Origin of the sequence: Kribbella pittospori, from assembly GCF_004331465.1 — a bacterium.
GTDB lineage: Bacteria > Actinomycetota > Actinomycetes > Propionibacteriales > Kribbellaceae > Kribbella > Kribbella pittospori.
On sequence record NZ_SJKB01000034.1, the window covers coordinates 25,026 to 41,786 of the forward strand.

At 68.1% G+C, this 16,761-nt stretch carries 17 protein-coding genes; 5 read left to right on the plus strand and 12 right to left on the minus strand.

The genetic code is table 11. From position 1 onward, the window contains the following. Positions 1-10: 10 nt before the first annotated feature. The 3 genes from E0H73_RS44180 to E0H73_RS44190 form a co-directional block, all read right to left on the minus strand. Complete coding sequence (locus tag E0H73_RS44180) at positions 11-2,551, minus strand: phenylalanine--tRNA ligase subunit beta (RefSeq protein WP_131367104.1); 2,541 nt, start codon at positions 2,549-2,551, stop codon at positions 11-13. Beyond that, positions 2,551-3,660 carry a phenylalanine--tRNA ligase subunit alpha gene (gene pheS / locus E0H73_RS44185; protein ID WP_131367106.1) on the minus strand — a complete coding sequence of 370 codons (1,110 nt, stop codon included), beginning with the start codon at positions 3,658-3,660 and terminating at the stop codon, positions 2,551-2,553. The genes E0H73_RS44180 and pheS overlap by 1 nt, the downstream gene beginning before the upstream one ends. A 126-nt stretch (positions 3,661-3,786) precedes the next feature. Then, a complete protein-coding gene (locus tag E0H73_RS44190) occupies positions 3,787-5,310 on the minus strand; it encodes an MFS transporter (protein ID WP_238164671.1) in 1,524 nt (507 codons plus the stop codon). Positions 5,311-5,365: 55 nt separating this feature from the next. Between E0H73_RS44190 and E0H73_RS44195 the strand changes: the two genes are divergently transcribed. Then, complete coding sequence (locus tag E0H73_RS44195; RefSeq protein WP_131367110.1) at positions 5,366-6,070, plus strand: TetR/AcrR family transcriptional regulator C-terminal domain-containing protein; 705 nt, start codon at positions 5,366-5,368, stop codon at positions 6,068-6,070. 1 nt (position 6,071) lies between these two features. On the opposite strand, the gene E0H73_RS44200 is transcribed toward E0H73_RS44195, so the two are convergent. The 4 genes from E0H73_RS44200 to infC form a co-directional block, all read right to left on the minus strand. Then, positions 6,072-6,884 carry a TrmH family RNA methyltransferase gene (locus tag E0H73_RS44200; protein WP_131367112.1) on the minus strand — a complete coding sequence of 271 codons (813 nt, stop codon included), beginning with the start codon at positions 6,882-6,884 and terminating at the stop codon, positions 6,072-6,074. A gap of 34 nt (positions 6,885-6,918) precedes the next feature. Then, positions 6,919-7,311: a 50S ribosomal protein L20 gene (rplT, locus tag E0H73_RS44205; RefSeq protein ID WP_131367113.1), complete on the minus strand. Its 393-nt coding sequence runs from the start codon at positions 7,309-7,311 to the stop codon at positions 6,919-6,921. Between the two features lie 78 nt (positions 7,312-7,389). Further along, positions 7,390-7,584, minus strand: a complete 195-nt coding sequence (gene rpmI / locus E0H73_RS44210) for a 50S ribosomal protein L35 (RefSeq protein WP_131367115.1) — start codon at positions 7,582-7,584, stop codon at positions 7,390-7,392. An 87-nt stretch (positions 7,585-7,671) separates the two neighbouring features. Beyond that, positions 7,672-8,403 (minus strand): translation initiation factor IF-3, encoded by a 732-nt coding sequence (gene infC / locus E0H73_RS44215; RefSeq protein ID WP_131367136.1) that lies wholly within the window; start codon positions 8,401-8,403, stop codon positions 7,672-7,674. A 280-nt stretch (positions 8,404-8,683) separates the two neighbouring features. Between infC and E0H73_RS44220 the strand changes: the two genes are divergently transcribed. Continuing rightward, positions 8,684-9,094: a DUF1844 domain-containing protein gene (locus E0H73_RS44220; RefSeq protein WP_165556154.1), complete on the plus strand. Its 411-nt coding sequence runs from the start codon at positions 8,684-8,686 to the stop codon at positions 9,092-9,094. A 64-nt stretch (positions 9,095-9,158) separates the two neighbouring features. Here the strand turns inward: E0H73_RS44220 and E0H73_RS44225 are convergent, their stop codons facing one another. The 4 genes from E0H73_RS44225 to E0H73_RS44240 are packed head-to-tail and all read right to left on the minus strand — an operon-like array spanning position 9,159 to position 13,072. Then, on the minus strand, positions 9,159-9,932 hold the full coding sequence (locus E0H73_RS44225) for an LLM class F420-dependent oxidoreductase (RefSeq protein ID WP_131367116.1): 774 nt from the start codon (positions 9,930-9,932) through the stop codon (positions 9,159-9,161). A 55-nt stretch (positions 9,933-9,987) separates the two neighbouring features. After that, on the minus strand, positions 9,988-10,902 hold the full coding sequence (locus E0H73_RS44230; RefSeq protein WP_131367118.1) for a carbohydrate ABC transporter permease: 915 nt from the start codon (positions 10,900-10,902) through the stop codon (positions 9,988-9,990). Continuing rightward, positions 10,899-11,777 carry a carbohydrate ABC transporter permease gene (locus E0H73_RS44235; protein WP_131367120.1) on the minus strand — a complete coding sequence of 293 codons (879 nt, stop codon included), beginning with the start codon at positions 11,775-11,777 and terminating at the stop codon, positions 10,899-10,901. Before E0H73_RS44235 ends, E0H73_RS44230 begins: the two co-directional genes overlap by 4 nt. Continuing rightward, on the minus strand, positions 11,777-13,072 hold the full coding sequence (locus tag E0H73_RS44240) for an ABC transporter substrate-binding protein (RefSeq protein WP_131367122.1): 1,296 nt from the start codon (positions 13,070-13,072) through the stop codon (positions 11,777-11,779). Before E0H73_RS44240 ends, E0H73_RS44235 begins: the two co-directional genes overlap by 1 nt. Before the next feature lie 86 nt (positions 13,073-13,158). Here E0H73_RS44240 and E0H73_RS44245 point away from each other — a divergent pair, with 86 nt between their 5' ends. Together E0H73_RS44245 and E0H73_RS44250 are read left to right on the plus strand one after the other, a co-directional pair. Next, positions 13,159-14,175 carry a LacI family DNA-binding transcriptional regulator gene (locus tag E0H73_RS44245; RefSeq protein ID WP_131367124.1) on the plus strand — a complete coding sequence of 339 codons (1,017 nt, stop codon included), beginning with the start codon at positions 13,159-13,161 and terminating at the stop codon, positions 14,173-14,175. A 40-nt stretch (positions 14,176-14,215) separates the two neighbouring features. Further along, a complete protein-coding gene (locus E0H73_RS44250; protein WP_131367126.1) occupies positions 14,216-15,385 on the plus strand; it encodes a glycoside hydrolase 5 family protein in 1,170 nt (389 codons plus the stop codon). On the opposite strand, the gene E0H73_RS44255 is transcribed toward E0H73_RS44250, so the two are convergent. Then, positions 15,382-16,098, minus strand: coding sequence for a TetR/AcrR family transcriptional regulator (locus tag E0H73_RS44255; protein ID WP_131367128.1), 717 nt, complete (start codon positions 16,096-16,098; stop codon positions 15,382-15,384). The two genes, E0H73_RS44250 and E0H73_RS44255, sit on opposite strands and share 4 nt — an antisense overlap. Before the next feature lie 142 nt (positions 16,099-16,240). Between E0H73_RS44255 and E0H73_RS44260 the strand changes: the two genes are divergently transcribed. After that, positions 16,241-16,666 (plus strand): DUF1707 SHOCT-like domain-containing protein, encoded by a 426-nt coding sequence (locus tag E0H73_RS44260; protein ID WP_131367130.1) that lies wholly within the window; start codon positions 16,241-16,243, stop codon positions 16,664-16,666. Positions 16,667-16,761 lie beyond the last annotated feature (95 nt).

Here is a 16,761-nt window from a genome sequence, read left to right on the forward strand (position 1 = left end):
GCTCATGGTCTCAGCCGACCCGCTGGACGGCGCCGAAGCGATCGACGGCGACCTGGACCGCGGCCTGCCGCGCGTCGGCCACCTCGTTCTCCTTCAGCGTCCGGTCCGCCGCCCGGAAGCGCAGCGCGAACGCGAGCGACTTCTTGCCTTCGCCGATCTGCTCGCCGGTGTACAGATCGAACAACCGCACCGACTCCAGCAACTCGCCGGCGCCTTCGACCAGCGCCGCCTCGACCTCCGCCGCGGCCACGTCGGCCGGGACGATCAGCGCCACATCCTCCTTGGCCACCGGGTACGACGAGAACGGGTGCGCCGCGATCGACGACGGGCCGGCCGTGATCAGGGCCTCCAGGTCGAGCTCGACCGCACTCGACCGCGCGGGCAGCCCGAACGCCTGGCACACCTTCGGATGCAGCTCACCGGCATGACCGACGACCTTGCCGTCGACGGAGAACTCCGCACACCGGCCCGGGTGCCACGGTGCTTGCTCGCCGTTGCGCACCTTCGGCTCGACACCGACAGCCGACGCGATCGTCCGGGCCAGCTGCACGGCGTCGGCCCAGCCGACCGGCTGACCCTTGCCCCACCAGCCAGTCGGCGTCCGCAAACCGGTCAGCACCACACCGATGTGCAGCGGCTGGTCTGGGAGCGCGTCGTTCAGTGTCTGGATCTCGGCGTCGCTCGGGCGCTGCGCGACCGACAGCAGCGGCGCCGGCTTCGACTCACTCTTCGGCAGGAACACCAGACCGGTCTGGAAGATGGCCAGATCGGTGGCGCCACGGCCGACGTTGCGCTCGGCGGTTCGCAGCAGCGTCGCCAGCAGCATGGTCTGCATCGACGGCTCTTCGTCGGACAGCGGGTTGACCAGCTTGACCGTCGTACGACGCGGGTCGTCGGCGGGCAGGCCCATCGCGTCGAAGTCCGCCGCACCGGTGAACGGGTAGGACACGACCTCGGTGAGGCCGGCTCCGACCAGCGCGGTGGCGACGCGGCGGCGACGGCGCTGCGCCACGGTCAGGCCCTGACCACCCGGCGCGGGCGGCAGGATCGACGGCACGTTGTCGTAGCCGAACAGCCGGATGACTTCCTCGGCGAAGTCGTTCGGATCATGCAGATCCGGTCGCCACGACGGCGGCGTCACACTCAACAGGTCGTCCCCGCCCGTCTCAGTCGCCGGGGCGTGCACTCCCGCGGCAAGCGGAGCCGGCACGGCACCTGCAGGGGCCGGCTCGACGGTGCAGCCGACGGAGCGCAGGTGGCGCAGGGTTTCCTCGATGGTGATCGAGGCTCCAGCAACCCGGGCCGCATGGTCGGCGCGGATGGTGGTCGGCTCCGGCAGTGCGTGGGTGTCGACGATGGTCTCGTCGGCCTCGATCGTGCCGCCGGCCAGGTCAGCGAGCAGATCGGCGACACGCTGAGCGGCGTACCGCGGCAGCAGCGGGTCGACCTCGCGCTCGAATCGCCGGGACGCCTCGGACGACAGCTTGTGCCGCCGCGACGCGCGGGCGATCACGATCGGGTCGAAGTGCGCGGCCTCGATCACCACGTCGGTGGTCGCGTCGGAGATCTCGGTGGACGCACCACCCATCACCCCGGCGACACCGATCGGGCCGGAGTCGTCGGTGATCAGCAGGTCCTCGGCGTCCAGCTCGCGGGTCTGGTCGTCCAGCGTCATCAGCTTCTCGCCGGCGGTCGCCCGGCGTACGACGATCTCGCCGCTCAACTTGGCCTTGTCGTAGCCGTGGAGCGGCTGACCGAGCTCGAGCATCACGTAGTTGACGATGTCGACGCCGATCGAGATCGGCCGCATCCCGGTCGCGAGCAGGCGCTTCTGCATCCAGCGCGGCGACAGTGCCTTCGGGTCGATGCCGGTCACCGTGCGAGCGACGAACACGCTGCACGCCTCGGCGTCGTCCACCCGCACCGGATAGCCGCCCTGGCCCGAGCCGGTCAGTGTCAGACCGGCCGGATCCTTGAGCTCCACGCCGTACGCCGTGGCCGCCTCGCGTGCGACGCCACGGATGGACAGGCAGTAGCCCCGGTCCGGAGTGACCGCGATGTCGAGTACGTCGTCGCGCAGGGCGAGCAGCTCGATCGCGTCGTCACCCGGCACGGCCTCACCGGGCTCCAGGACGACGATCCCGTGCGTCCCGTCGTCGCCCAGCCCGAGCTCCTGGCTCGAGCAGATCATGCCGCTGGAGACATGGCCGTACGTCTTCCGCGCGGAGATCGCGAACCCGCCCGGCAGCACCGCGCCCGGCAGCACGACGACGACCAGGTCGCCGACCTCGAAGTTGTTCGCACCGCAGACGACCCACTGCGGCTCGTCCTTGCCGATGTCGAGCGAGCACCAGCGGATGGTCTTGCCGTTCTTCTGCGGCTCGTCGTCGTACGTCAGCACCTTGCCGACCACGAGCGGGCCGACCAGGTCCGACTCCTCGACGGTCTCGACCTCGAGGCCGGCCCGGATCAGCTTCTCCCCGACATCGCGGCCGGTGACCTCGGCCGGGAGGTCGACGTACTCACGAAGCCATGACAGTGGGACCCGCATCAGATCTCCATCCCGAACTGGCGGCTGAACCGCACGTCGCCCTCGACCATGTCCCGCATGTCCTCGACCCCGTTGCGGAACATCAGCGTCCGCTCCAGGCCCATCCCGAACGCGAAACCGGAGTACCGATCGGTGTCGATGCCGCAGGCCTGCAGGACGCGCGGGTTCACCACGCCGCAGCCGCCCCACTCGATCCAGCCCTCGCTGCCACAGGTGCGGCACGGGCGGTCCGGGTTGCCGACGGACGCGCCGCGGCAGACGAAGCATTTCAGGTCGACCTCGGCCGACGGCTCGGTGAACGGGAAGAAGTTCGGCCGCAGCCGGGCCTCGAGGCCCTCGCCGAACATCGAGACGACGAAGTGGTCGAGCGTGCCCTTCAGGTGCGCGAGCGTGATGCCCTCGTCCACCACCAGGCCCTCGACCTGGTAGAAGACCGGCGTGTGCGTCGCATCCAGCTCGTCGGTGCGGAACACGCGACCCGGGACGACCACGTAGATCGGCGGCTTGCGGGTCAGCATCGAACGCGCCTGCACCGGCGAGGTGTGGGTCCGCAGCACGGTCCCGGAACCAGCCGGCTCGACGAAGAAGGTGTCCTGCATCTGCCGGGCCGGGTGGTCCGGCTGGAAGTTCAGCGCGTCGAAGTTCAGCCACTCGGCCTCGACCTCGGGGCCTTCGGCGACGTCCCAGCCGAGCGCGGTGAACACGTCGGCGACCTGCTCCGAGATCAGCGACAGCGGGTGCCGGGCGCCGAGCTCCGGGGTGTGCCAGGGCAGCGTCGCGTCGACCCGCTCGGTGGCGAGCATCCGCTCCTCGTGCTCGGCCTCCAGGACGGCGAGCCGGCCCGCGAAGGCCTCGTTGATCGCCTTCCGGGCCGCACCGATCCGCTGCCCGGCCTCCTTGCGGGCTTGCGGCGGCAGTGCGCCGATCTCCCGGTTGGCGAGCGCGATCGGCGACTTCTCCCCGAGATGCGTGCCCTTCGCGTCCTGCAGGGCGGCCAGATCGGCCGCCTCGGTAAAGGCCTTCAGCGCCTCGTCGCGGGTCCGCTCCACCTCTTCGGCGTGCAACGGTGTCACTTCGACCGGGTCGTAATCAGTGTTGGGACCGGACATGGCTCGCTCTCGATTCGGAACTTCTGCGGATTGCAGTCTAGGAACCTTGACCCGCCAAGCGTGAATCGGCTGTCCATCCAGCGGCGACCCGCCCCGGCACCGGACGGCCGGGGCGGGGTACTGGCATCAGGAAGGCGTGTCCGCGGTCGCTGCCGGCACCGGCTCCTCCGGCGCGCTGTCGCTGCGGCGCTTGGGCAGGACGAGCAACGCGACCACGGCACCGGCCAGGGCGCCGATCCAGCCGACCGTCATCGAGATCGACATGGCGTCGGTGAAGGCGGTGCGTGCGGCGCCCAGGAAATCCGGGCCGAGCGCGATCGTGTCCGCGATCGACTTGCGGGCCTGCTCCGGGACCGAGTCCGGGAGCGACGAGGAGTAAGCAGCCGCGAGGACGCTGCCCAGTACGGCGACCGACAGCGCGGCACCGGTCTGCTGGACAGTGTCGTTCATCGCCGAGCCGACGCCGCGGTGGTCCGGTGGGACCGCCGACATCAGCAGCGTGTACGCCGCGGGTCCGGCCAAACCACCTCCGACACCCATCACCAGCAGCCCGACGATCAGCAGTCCATAGCCGGTCGAGTCGGACACCTGAGTGAGGATGCCGAAGCTTCCGGCGATGATTGCCAGACCGATCACGATCAGCGTCCGGTCCGCCAGCTTCTTGCCGAGAGTCGCCCCGAGACCGTTGAACACCGTGGCGGCAACGGCGTACGGAATCAGCGCCAGGCCGGCCTTCAACGGGGTGTAGCCGAGGACGAACTGCAGGTACTGCGTCAGCGCGAGCAGCAAGCCGCCGGCGGTGAAGGAGAGCAGTACGATCGAGAAGCTCGTACCGCTGAAGTTGCGGTCCCGGAAGAGCGCGAGCGGCACCATCGGGTGCTCACTTCGCTTCTCCCACAGGGCGAACCCAGCCAGACCGATCACCCCGACCGCCAGTCCGCCGAGCACCTTCGCCGAGCCGATCCCGTCGGCCGGGATCGAGATGATCGCCCAGACGATGGCCGCCATTGCGATGATCGACAGCACCGCACCGGCCGGGTCGACGTCCCGGGCCGGTCCGCGCGACTCGGGGATCAGAGCGATGGTGCCGATGATCGCCAGGATCGCGATCGGCACGTTCAGCAGGAAGATCGAGCCCCACCAGAAATGGTTCAGCAGCACGCCGCCGACCGTCGGCCCGGCGACCACACCAACCATCGCGACCATCGACCAGCCGGCCATTGCCTTGCGCTGCTCCTCCGGCGGGAACACCGTGAACAGCAGCGACAGCGTGCTCGGCATCAGCAGCGACCCGCCGACCCCCATCAGCCCGCGGCACGCGATCAGCTGCCACGGCGTCTCAGCCAGCGTGGCGAGTACCGACGCCGCGCCGAACAGGGCGAGTCCGAGCAGCAGCATCTTCCGCCGGCCGAACCGGTCGGACAGGCTGCCCGCGGTCAGCAGCAGGCCGGCGAACGCCAGGATGTAGGCGTCGATCACCCACTGGATGTCCGCCGGCGTCGCCTCCAGATCGCGCATCAGCGACGGAATCGCCAGGTTGAGCACGGTGTTGTCGACGACGAGCACCAGCAGGCACAAGCACAGGATCATCAGGATCCACCAGCGTCGCGGATGACCGGTCGCGGTGGACTCGAACGGTGTACTAGTCACTCGCACACTGTACGACAGATTCGTACGGTGTGCGAGTCCCGCGTACGATGGCTGCATGAAGGACTCGATCTGGACCCGCGAACGCAAGGCCGCGCCGGCGCGCGAGACGCTCAGCCGGGAGCAGATCGTGAAGACCGCGATGACGATCCTGGACGAGGAGGGCGTCGCCGGGCTGAGCATGCGCAAACTCGGCACCCGGCTCGCCGCCGGCGCGACGAGCCTCTACTGGTACGTCGACACGAAGGACGACCTGATCGACCTGCTGATCGACGAGGTCTGGGGCGAGATCGACGTACCAGGCCCGGAGCTGGCCGGCTGGCGCAGCGGGACGCTGCTGTTCGCGCACAGCCTGCGGTCGGCGGTACTGCGGCACCCGTGGCTGCCCGAGGTGATGTACACCCGGCCGAGCATGGGGCCGAAGGCAATGGACCTGGGCTCGCGCGGACTGGTGCTGTTCGGCGCGGCCGGGTTCTCCGAGCGCGATATCGATCTGGCGGTGAGCAGCGTGATGTCGTATGTGCTCGGCACCGTGAGCGCCGAGGTCGCCACCCGCGAGATGGTCCGCAAGTCCGGCCAGACCGAACAGACCTGGGTCAGCGAGATGATGCAACAGGCCCAGGCTGTCGCCGACGGCTACCCGGAGATGCAGCGATCCGTCCGTCGCCGAACCTCCATCGAACTCGACGCCAGTCTCACCGAGAACTTCGTCTACGGCCTCGACGCGCTCCTCGACGGCCTCGAGACCCGCGTCAAGAAGTGAGTCAGCCGGTACGCCGCTGTGCCCGGGCGGAGGCGTAGAGGCAGACGGCCGCGGCGGTGGCGAGGTTGAGGGACTCGGCCCGGCCGTAGATGGGGACCTTCACGGAGTGGTCGACGACAGAGTTGATGTTGTCGGGCAGGCCGTGGGCCTCATTGCCGAAGAGCCAGACGGTCGGCTTGGCGAGGGTGCCGTCGTCGATACAGGTGTCCAGGTCGCTGGCGCCGTACCCGTCGGCTGCGAGCACCTGCAGGCCGTGCTCGCGCCAGGCCTTGACGGCTTCATGGATGTCGACGTCGGTCGTGATCGGCACGTGGAAGATGCTGCCGACGCTGGCCCGGACCGCCTTCGGGTTGTGCGGGTCGACGGACTCCGTGGACAGTACGACGGCATCCGCTCCGGCGGCGTCCGCCGTTCGGATCAAGGTGCCGACGTTGCCGGGGTCACGGACCTGGACGCCGGCAGCGACGAGCTTTGTGGTGGGCCTCAGCTCCAGCTCGACGTTCACCAGCGAGCAGACGGCGACCACACCTTGCGAGGTGACCGTCTCACTGAGGGCCTCGATGGCGGCCCGGTTGACCTCGAACCATGCGACGCCGGCCGCCCCGGCCAGGTCGCGGAGATCGCGATGGCGGCCGGCCACGTCCGGTTCGGCGTACACCTCGATGACGAGTTCGCGGTGCTCGAGCGCCTCGCGCACTGCTTGTGGGCCCTCGACCAGGAACCGGCCGGACTTGCGCCGGAACGCACGTGTGGCGAGCCTCCGGGCCTGCTTGATCCGCACGGATTGTGCGGTCAGCAGACCAGGGCTCGCCACTCGAGTGCTACTTGTGCTGCTTGCCGGGTGCGGCTCAGGCCGCGGCGTCGCTCTTCGGCGCGTTCACGTCGGCCGGCAGGGCGGCCTTGGCCACCTGCACCAGCGCGGAGAACGCGGCCGGGTCGTTGACGGCCAGGTCGGCGAGGATCTTGCGGTCGACCTCGACCTCGGCCAGCCGCAGACCCTGGATGAACCGGTTGTAGGTCAGGTCCTCGGCCCGGACCGCAGCGTTGATCCGCTGGATCCACAGCTTGCGGAAGTCGCCCTTGCGCGCCTTGCGGTCACGGTAGGCGTAGACGAGCGAGTGGGTGACCTGCTCCTTGGCCTTGCGGTACAGCCGCGAGCGCTGGCCGCGGTAACCGCTGGCCTGCTCGAGTACGACCCGGCGCTTCTTGTGGGCGTTGACTGCCCGCTTCACGCGTGCCATGAGGTGTTACTCCTTGTATTTCTGCGCCGGAGACGGACTGGGCCCACTCGGCGGGGATGTTCGGGGAAAGGGCGGTGCTCAGATGCCGAGAAGCTTCTTGGCCTTCTTCGCGTACGACGGCGCGACCTCGACGGTGCCGCTCAGACGGCGCTTGCGCTTGGACGACTTCGCCTCGGCGAGGTGGCGGATACCGGTCTGCTCGCGGCGGATCTTGCCCGAGCCCGTGACCCGGACACGCTTCTTCATCCCCGAGTGGGTCTTCATCTTCGGCATGGCTGTTGTGCTCCTGATTTTCTTTCGTTGACTCGATCTTCGGTTGACGGTGCTCCGGCAGTCCCGACGGGCGGCCGGAGCGTCTCGTCACTCCGGGTCGAGGTTGTCTGCCGGACCCTTCGGCTTCTTCGTGGAGCCGGCGGCGCGCTCAGCCTCGTGGGCCTGGGCCTGCTCGGCGCGCTCCGCGCGCTCTGCCTGCTCCTCGGCCTCCCGTTCGGCCTTCCGCTTCGCCTTGTCGGCCTCCACATCCACGCGCGCCTCGGACTTCTTCTTGTGCGGTCCGAGCACCATGATCATGTTCCGGCCGTCCTGCCGCGGCGAGGACTCGACGAAGCCGAGCTCGCTGACGTCCTCGGCCAGCCGCTGCAGCAGCCGGAAGCCGAGCTCCGGGCGGGACTGCTCGCGGCCGCGGAACATGATGGTGATCTTGACCTTGTCACCGGCACGCAGGAACCGAACGACGTGACCCTTCTTGGTCTCGTAGTCGTGCGGGTCGATCTTCGGCCGCAGCTTCATCTCTTTGATGACCGTGTTGGTCTGGTTCCGGCGGGACTCGCGCGCCTTCTGCGCGGTCTCGTACTTGTACTTGCCGAAATCCATCAGCTTGCAGACCGGAGGCCGGGCGGTCGCCGCGACCTCGACGAGGTCGAGATCGGCCTCCTGTGCCAGCCGAAGTGCGTCCTCGATCCGGACGATGCCTACCTGCTCACCGTTCGGTCCGACCAGTCGCACCTCGGGAACGCGGATGCGCTCGTTGACGCGCAGTTCAATGGTGATGGGTCCTCCTGGGTTGTGCTCGTTTCGGTGCCACCTCGTGATCGCGGCGGGGGCCGGGAAACAGCAAAAGGCCCTCGTGCGATTCACACGAAGGCCCAATTCCCAGATCGACGACGCCCCAACCCCTCCGGGTGGTACGCCGTACGATCGCTTCGATTCTCCGGATGTCCTCCAGATCTCTCAGCGTGACCGGGACCCGCCGACTGTTCATCGACTGGGTGGGAGGTGGCCCTCCGCTTAGACTTGAACCTCTGGATCGTCCTGAGTATTCCGCTCAGGGGTCACCATCGGACCAGGTCGGTCGCCGTGTAAGAGTAGCAGCATGACCGACCCAGGTGCCACTTCGCAGTCCGGCCCCACGCCTCCGCAGTCAGGGCCGGCACCCGACCCGCTGTCGACGGTGTCGCATGACATCGCCGACGTACCCAGCGTGGAGATCATCTCGACCGCTGCACTCCACCTGATGAGCGCCGCCGCCGTCCACCTCGGTCTGGCCGAAGACCTCCCCGACCACAAGGACCTCGACGAGGCCCGCTCCCTCATCGACGCCCTGGCCGGCCTCCTCGACGCCTCCGCCCCCAGCCTCGGCCACCACCACGCCGCCCCCCTCCGCGACGGCCTCCGCTCCCTCCAACTCGCCTTCAAAGAAGCCAGCTCAATCCCCGACGCCCCCGGCCAGTCCCCCGGCGAGAAATACACCGGCCAAGTCCACCCCACGGCTGCCAGCAGGTAACCCGGCGCCATCCGCCCGCGGCCTCGCTCGGAGCAGCTGGGTCTGCTCGGGACGAGGGGGAGAGTCAGGAGTTTTGTTCGTTGCGCCAAGCGATCCATTGGCGGATGGTGTCGAGGTTGTAGTCGGGGCCGCTGGTGGAGACGGTGAAGAGGGTGACACCTAGCTCGCGCAGCGGCGGGCCGACTTGCCACGGGTCGCCGCCTACGTGGACGGAGCGTTCGATTGTGGCCGGGTCGCGGCCGATCTCGGCGCAGTAGCGGTCGAGCAGGCCGAGCTTTCGTACCAGGTCCTCGCCCTCGGCGAAGGTGTTCCAGATGTCGGCGTGCCGGGCGACGACGCGGAGCATCTTCTGCTCGCCGCCACCGGCGATCAGGATCGGCATCCGGCCGATCGGCGGCGGGTTCAGCGCGGCGAGGCGCTTCTCGATCCGCGGCAGGGCCTCGGCGAGTTCGGCCACCCGGCGCCCGGGGGACGGGAACTCGTACCCGTACTCGAGGAACTCGCGTTCCTTGAAGCCGGCACCGATCCCGAACACGACCCGCCCACCGCTGATGTGGTCGACGGTCCTGGCCATGTCCGCCAGCAGATCGGGGTTGCGGTAACTGTTGCAGCTGACCAGAACCCCGAGGTCGATCCGGGAGGTCTGCTCGGCCCACGCGGCGAGAATCGTCCAGCCTTCGAAGTGCTTGCCCTCGGCCACCTTGCCCAGCGGGAAGAAGTGGTCCCAGGTGAACAGGATGTCCGCGCCCAGGTCCTCGACCTCGGCGGCGGCCCGGCGGATCGCGGCGTACTCGGCGCGCTGCGGTGCCAGCTGGGCACCGATACGGACTGGTCTCATGGCGGTACTCCCTCGGCTCCTACCCGATCGTTCAGCAGACCGACAGGAGCATAGGTCAGCCCTTGACGGCGCCCTCTTCGACGCCCTTGAAGAAGAAGCGTTGGAGGGTGGCGAAGACGATGACGATCGGGATGAAGGCGATCATCGTGCCCGCGGCGATGAGGCGGGGGTTGTTGCTGAAGGTGCCGGACAGGTACTGCAGGCCGACGGTCAGCGTGTACTTGTCCGGGTCGGTGAGCACGATCAGCGGCCAGAGGAAGTCGTCCCAGGCGCCGATGAACGCGAAGATCGCCACCACGCTGATCGTTCCCCGGACCGACGGCAGACCGATGTAGAGGAACCGCTGCCAAGCGTTCGCGCCGTCCACGATCGCGGCGTGATCCACCTCGATCGGCAGCGAGCGGAAGGCGTTGAACATCAGCAGCACGTTCAGCGCACCGATCATCCCGGGCAGCGCGACGCCGAACAGTGTGTTCGCCAGTCCGAACTCCCGCACCGTCACGTACTGCGAGATGATCGTGACCTCACCCGGCAGCACCAGCGTGGCGAGAAACAGGCCGAGCACCACACGACGGCCGCGGAACTGCAACCGGGACAACGCGAACCCGGCCAGCGACGCCCCGAGGACATTGCCACCCACCACGAGTACGGCGACCACCAGCGAGTTCCGGGCGTAGTCCCAGACCGGGATCGTGTCGGTCACGGCTTTGTAGTGGTCGAACGTCGGCTGGGCCGGCAGCAGCTTCGGGATCCGGGTGTAGATGTCCTCCCCGGACCCCTTCAGCGACGTGGACAGCTGCCACAGGAACGGCCCGATCGTGATCAGCAGTACGAACACCAGCAGCAGGTACCGGACCACCTTCTCCCGCGGCGAGACGGTGTTGAACCCGAAGGATCCGCGCCGGCGACCGGCCGGAGGACCCGTCGGCTCCTTCACCACAGGCCGCGCCGGGTCGGTGACAGTGGTCATGCTTCGGCTCCTCGACGGTTCAACCTGGCAAGCACCAGCATCGGTACGACGGTGACGAAGAACAGCACGATCGACAGCGCCGACGCGTACCCGAGGTTGCCCTCGAAGCCCTGGCTGTACTGCTGGATCAGCATCACCACCGAGTTGTCCCGGCCACCCGGACCGCCCTTGCCGCCGCTGAGGATGAACAACTCGGAGAACACCCGCAGCGCCGACACCGAGATGAGGATCGAGATCAGGATCATCGTCCCGCGCACCCCCGGCACCGTCACGTAGAAGAACCGTCGGACCGGCCCGGCACCGTCGACCGCGGCCGCCTCGTGCAGTTCACGCCCGACGTTCCCGAGGGCGGCCAGGTAGATGATCATGTAGTACCCGAGCCCCTTCCAGATCGTCAGACTGATTGCGCTGAGCAACAACAGCCACTGGTCGGACAGGAACGGCAACGGACCGGAGATGACCCCGAGCTTCTCGGCCAGCCCGTTGACCAGACCGCGATCGTCGAGGATCCACTGCCAGATCAGCGCCACCACCACGGCCGAGGCCACCACCGGCGTGTAGAACGCGGTCCGGAAGAACGTGATTCCGGGCAGCTTCTTCTCCACCAGTACGGCGAGCAGCAGCGGGAAGACCGTGAGGAACGGCAGGCACACCACCATGTAGATGACGCTGTTCAGCAACGCCCAGCGCAACTGCTCGTCGTGCAGCAGGGTCTCGAAGTTCTTCAGCCCGACGAAGGTGCCGCCGCCGATCGGCCTGGCGTTCGTGAACGACAGGATGACGGTGTTGATCGACGGCCACAGGTTGAACACCAGCAACCACGCGAGTGCTGGGATCACCAGCACCCACGGGGTGAACCAACGGTTGTACCGCATTACTGCGTGAGGAGCTGGTTGGCCTTCGCCACCGCCGCGTCGAGGGCCGCCTGCGACGACATCTTGCCCGAGATCGCGAGCGAGATCTGCTGACCGATGAAGTCGTTGGTCGCGCCACTGATGACCGGCGGCTGCAGCACCTTCGCCTTGGCCAGCGACTCGAACGCGAGCACCTTGGCGTCGCTCTCCGGCGTACCGTCACTCTTCGAGAAGTACGGGTCCGACGCGGACGCCTCGGTGGACGGGAAGATGTTCACGATCTTCGCGAACGCCGCCTGGTTCTCGGCGTTGGTGACGAACCGCGCCAGTGCGATCGCGGCCGCCTGGTTCTTGGTCTTGGCCGACACCGACAGGCCCTGCACGTACAGCGGCGGGGTGTCCAGCGCGGGCGACGGGACGACCTTGCCCTTCAGCGACGGGTTGTCCTTCTGGAAGTCCTGGATCGCGTTGCCGCCACCGGTGGTCCAGGCGACCTTGCCCTGGGTGAAGAGCTTGGAGTTGCCCAGGTACTCCTGGGTCAGGATGTCGCGGGGCAGGTAGCCGGCCTTGTAGGCGTCGCGGTACTTGTCCAGCAGCGCGGCGGCCTCCGGGGTGTTGAAGACGAACTTCTTGCCGTCGTCGGAGACGATCTTCACGCCGGCGTTGGTGAAGTCACCGATACCTGGCAGCCGGCTCATCAGGTACTCCTTGCCGCCGGTCTTGTCGTGCATCACCTTGGCGGCCGCGAGCAGTTCGTCGAAGGTCTTCGGCGGGTTCTTCACATCGAGCCCGGCCGCGGCGAACTTGGTCGCGTTCCAGTAGTCGATGTCGGTGTTCAGGTACCACGGGTAGCCGAAGGTTCCGTCCATGCCCTGATACTGGTACGCCTGCACGCCGCCCTCGACGTACTCCTCGGCAAGCTTCGAATCCGCGGCGCCGACGTCGAGCAGCATGTTCTGCTTGGCCAGCGAGAGCGCGAAGTCCGGCGGGAGGTTGGTGACGTCCGGCAGCTGCCCGGCCGACGCCTGGCTCAGCACCTTCTTGTCGTAGCCGTCGCCCGGCTGGTCCAGCCAGGTCACCTTGGTGCCCGGGTACTTCGCCTCGAACGCCTTGATCACACCTTCGACGTACGACGTGAACTTCGGCTTCAGGGCCCAGGTCTGGAAGCTCACTTCGCCGGTCACCTGGGCGTTGGCGTCGACGGTCGGCTTGGCGCCGCTACTGCCGGACTCGTCGGACGAGCCGAGACCACAACCGGCCAGAGTGAGAGCCGCGGCGGCAAGTGCTGCCACCGGAGCCAGACGACCTCTACGCATGGATTCTCCTGGGTTTGATAAACCGGTATAGCTCCTGCACTATCCGGGATCGTAGAATCCGCTGTCAAGGGTGGAGGAGGTACGACGTGGCCAGACCGACGATCGCTGACATCGCGATCCGCGCGGGCGTGTCCAAGGGGGCGGTGTCGTTCGCGTTGAACGGGCGGCCCGGGGTCAGCGATGCGACCCGCGAGCGGATCCTGAAGATCGCCGAACAGATGAGCTGGCGGCCGCACAGCGCGGCGCGGGCGCTCGGCGCGTCCCGGGTCGACTCGGTCGGGATGGTGATCGCACGGCCGGCGCGCACGCTCGGCGTGGAGCCGTTCTTCGCGCACCTGCTGTCCGGCGTGCAATCCGGCCTGTCCGCGGAGTCGATCTCGCTGCAGTTGCTGATCGTCGAGGACACCGCGACCGAGATCGAGGTGTACCGCCGGTGGGCCTCGGAGCATCGGGTCGACGGCGTGATCCTGGTCGACCTGAAGGTCAAGGACCCGCGGATCGACGAACTGAAGGCGCTCGAGCTTCCGGCCGTGGTGATCGGCGGACGCGGCGGCAAAGGTGCGCTGGCGAGTGTCTGGGCCGACGACCGGGACGCGATGCTGTCGATCGTGGAGTACCTCGCCGCTCTCGGCCATCGCCGGATCGCCCACGTCGCCGGTACGCCGCTCTTCCAGCACACCGTGCGCCGGATCCGGGCCGTCAAGGACGCGGCGCCCCGGCTCGGACTGGTTGACGCACCCTCGCTGACCACGGACTTCAGCGACGCCGAAGGCGCGGCGACGACCCGCAAGCTGCTGTCCCAGGCGAACCGGCCGACCGCGATCGTCTACGACAGCGACGTGATGGCGGTGGCCGGCCTCGGCGTGGCGATGGAGATGGGCGTCTCGGTCCCCGGCGACCTGTCCATCGTGGCCTTCGACGATTCGATCCTGACCCAGTTGATGCATCCGGCCCTGACCGCACTGTCCCGCGACACGTTCGAATTCGGCCGGCAGGCGGCCGAGGTGCTGCTCGAGGTCATCGCCGACCCCACCCAGATCATCAACCGCCGCACCGCCGATCCGGTCCTCACCGTCCGCGAGTCCACCGCTCCCCCGGCGTAAAACTTGGCGCAATGCCCTAAACCGATTTAGCATCCTCATCATGCTCTCGGATCCCGTCACGCCCAGGTTCGGCGCGAACCATGTTCCGTCGGCCGGGTGGTTCTACAGCTGGCTCGACCACGACGGTGACGCGGTACGGCGGGACTTCGCGGATCTGGCCGGGATCGGCCTGGACCACGTCCGGGTGTTCCCGGTCTGGCCGTGGATCCAGCCGAACCGGGCGATCATCCGAGAGCAGGCCATCGATGATCTCCTCGACACGATCGACGCGGCCGCCGAGCACGGGCTGACCGTCGCCGTCGACCTGATCCAGGGCCACCTGTCCAGCTTCGACTTCCTCCCGTCATGGGTCCTGACCTGGCACAGGACCAGCCTGTTCGAGGATGCCGCGGTCCGCGACGGCCTGACGGCGTACGTCGACACCGTCGCCCGCGCGGTCGCCACCCGGCCGAACGTCTTCGCGATCACGCTCGGGAACGAGGTCAACAACCTCTGGCCGGACAGCGCCACCACGCCGGAGACCTCGACCGGCTGGGCGCAGGATCTGCTGACCACGCTGAAGAAGGCGGCGCCCGGCGTACTCGCGCTGCACTCGGTCTTCGACGACGCCTGGTACAAGCCCGACCACCCGTTCCACCCCGTTGACGTCGTGGACCTGGGTGACCTGAGCACTGTCCACTCGTGGGTTTTCAACGGGGTCTCACGAGTGGACGGTCCCCTCGGGCCGGCCACCCTCAGCCATGCGGACTACCTGGTCGAGTTGGCCGCGGCGACGTCGCTCGATCCACAACGACCCGTGTGGCTGCAGGAGATCGGCGTACCCCGGCCGGACATCCCGGTGGATCTGCAGGCCGAGTTCACCCGGCGCACGGTCGAACTGGTCATCCAGAACCCGGCGCTGTGGGGCGTGACCTGGTGGTCGTCACACGACATCGACCGTCGGCTGCTGGACTTCCCCGACCGTGAGTACGACCTGGGTCTGTTCACCGTGGACCACCAGCGGAAGCCGGCCGCCCAGGCCCTGGCGGATGTGATCGCAGAGGCACGAGCGAAGGGCGTACGGCCGCAACCGGCGACGACCACGCTGACCGCGCCGGCCAACCTTCGCACCGAGCCGCACCGTCGTCCGGAAGTTGCCCCCGGCAGCGAATTCCACCGGCAGTGGGTCGCCGCCCGCGCCGACGGTCCGGTCCGGATCGTCCTGCCCTAGGACTTCCGGTTGATCAGGACCTCGATCCCGTCCAGGATCCGGGTCAGCCCGAACTCGAGGTCGTCGTCGACGCCGTCCTCGTACTCCTGGTTCGTGTAGAGCGCGGTGATCATCGGGTAGCCGCCCTCGATCAGCCGCGGCACCAGGAACCTGCCGACCTGCTCGGCCTGCACCGGGGTGTTGTCGCTGGCCTCGAGCTGGCGGACCAGGCTCGCGTGGTTGCGGGCGTACCCGTCCAGGATCATCAGACAGCCGAGATTGTCGTGCTGGTTGAGACCGGTGCTGTCCAGTGCCGCGAGCATGGCCTCCATCCAGCGCAGCAGGTTCGGTGTCATCGGCGCGCCGCGGATCGGGATCTCGAGCAGCCACGGACGTTCCGCGTACCGGTCGACCTGGGCGTGCACCCAGGCGGTCGCGGCCTCCCGCCAGCCGGACGGCAGTTCGGGCGGCGGCCCGAAGGCCTTGTCCTGGACCAGCACGATCAGCTCGTCCTTCGACCGCACGTAGCGGTACATCGCGTTCGTACTGACGCCGAGCCGGGCCGCGATCCGCTGGAGCGACACCGCCTCGAACCCGTGGCTGTCGCCGAACTCGATCCCGGTCGCCACGATCTGCTCGACCGACAACCCCGGCTTCGGCCCGCGCCGCTGCACCGGTTGCACGCCCCAGGACAGGGCGAGACCCGGCGGCAACTCTCCGCGGTCCTCGGTCATGCACTCCATCTTCGCGCATCACGGCCCCTGTTCAGAGGGGTGCTAGCACCACCGGAGAAACGGGTCCTGAGCACCGGGCGGAGGAAACTGCTCAACCCATACGCTGTTTCTCGTCACACCATCCCTCGAAAGGAATCCTCCGATGAACACCATGCTCGAACCGCTGCTGCTGCCGAACCAGGTCGACCTGAGCGAGAACGACCGCCGTACGGCCGTCGCCAAGCTCGACCGGGCCGTCCGGAAGGGCGCCTTGACCCCGCCGCAGGCCGGCGACCGGCAGGATCTGCTGCTCGAGGCCCGCACCCGCGGTGACCTCCACCAGGTCTTCGACGGCATGGCCGACGCGCTCCCGCCCCGCGGTCTCACCGTCGCGCTGCGAGCGGTCAGCGCCGTCTGGCTGCTCACCTGCGTCGTGCAGTTCGTGATCTGGGTCGTCCTGGCCGCCTTCGGTCACTTCGACTGGCCGTGGTGGCTGTGGTCGGACATCGGCCTCGGCCTGGTCGTCGCCGTCACGTGGTGGACCAACGAGTCCTACTACCGCAAGACCGAAGTTCTGGTCACCCAATGAGATTCCCTAGGTCAACCTCAGGGCGCGATTTGCATGGCGCCTCCGTGGAGCTGGGGGTTGTAGGTGGTGTGGTTTTGCCAGCAGCGCCAGATGAC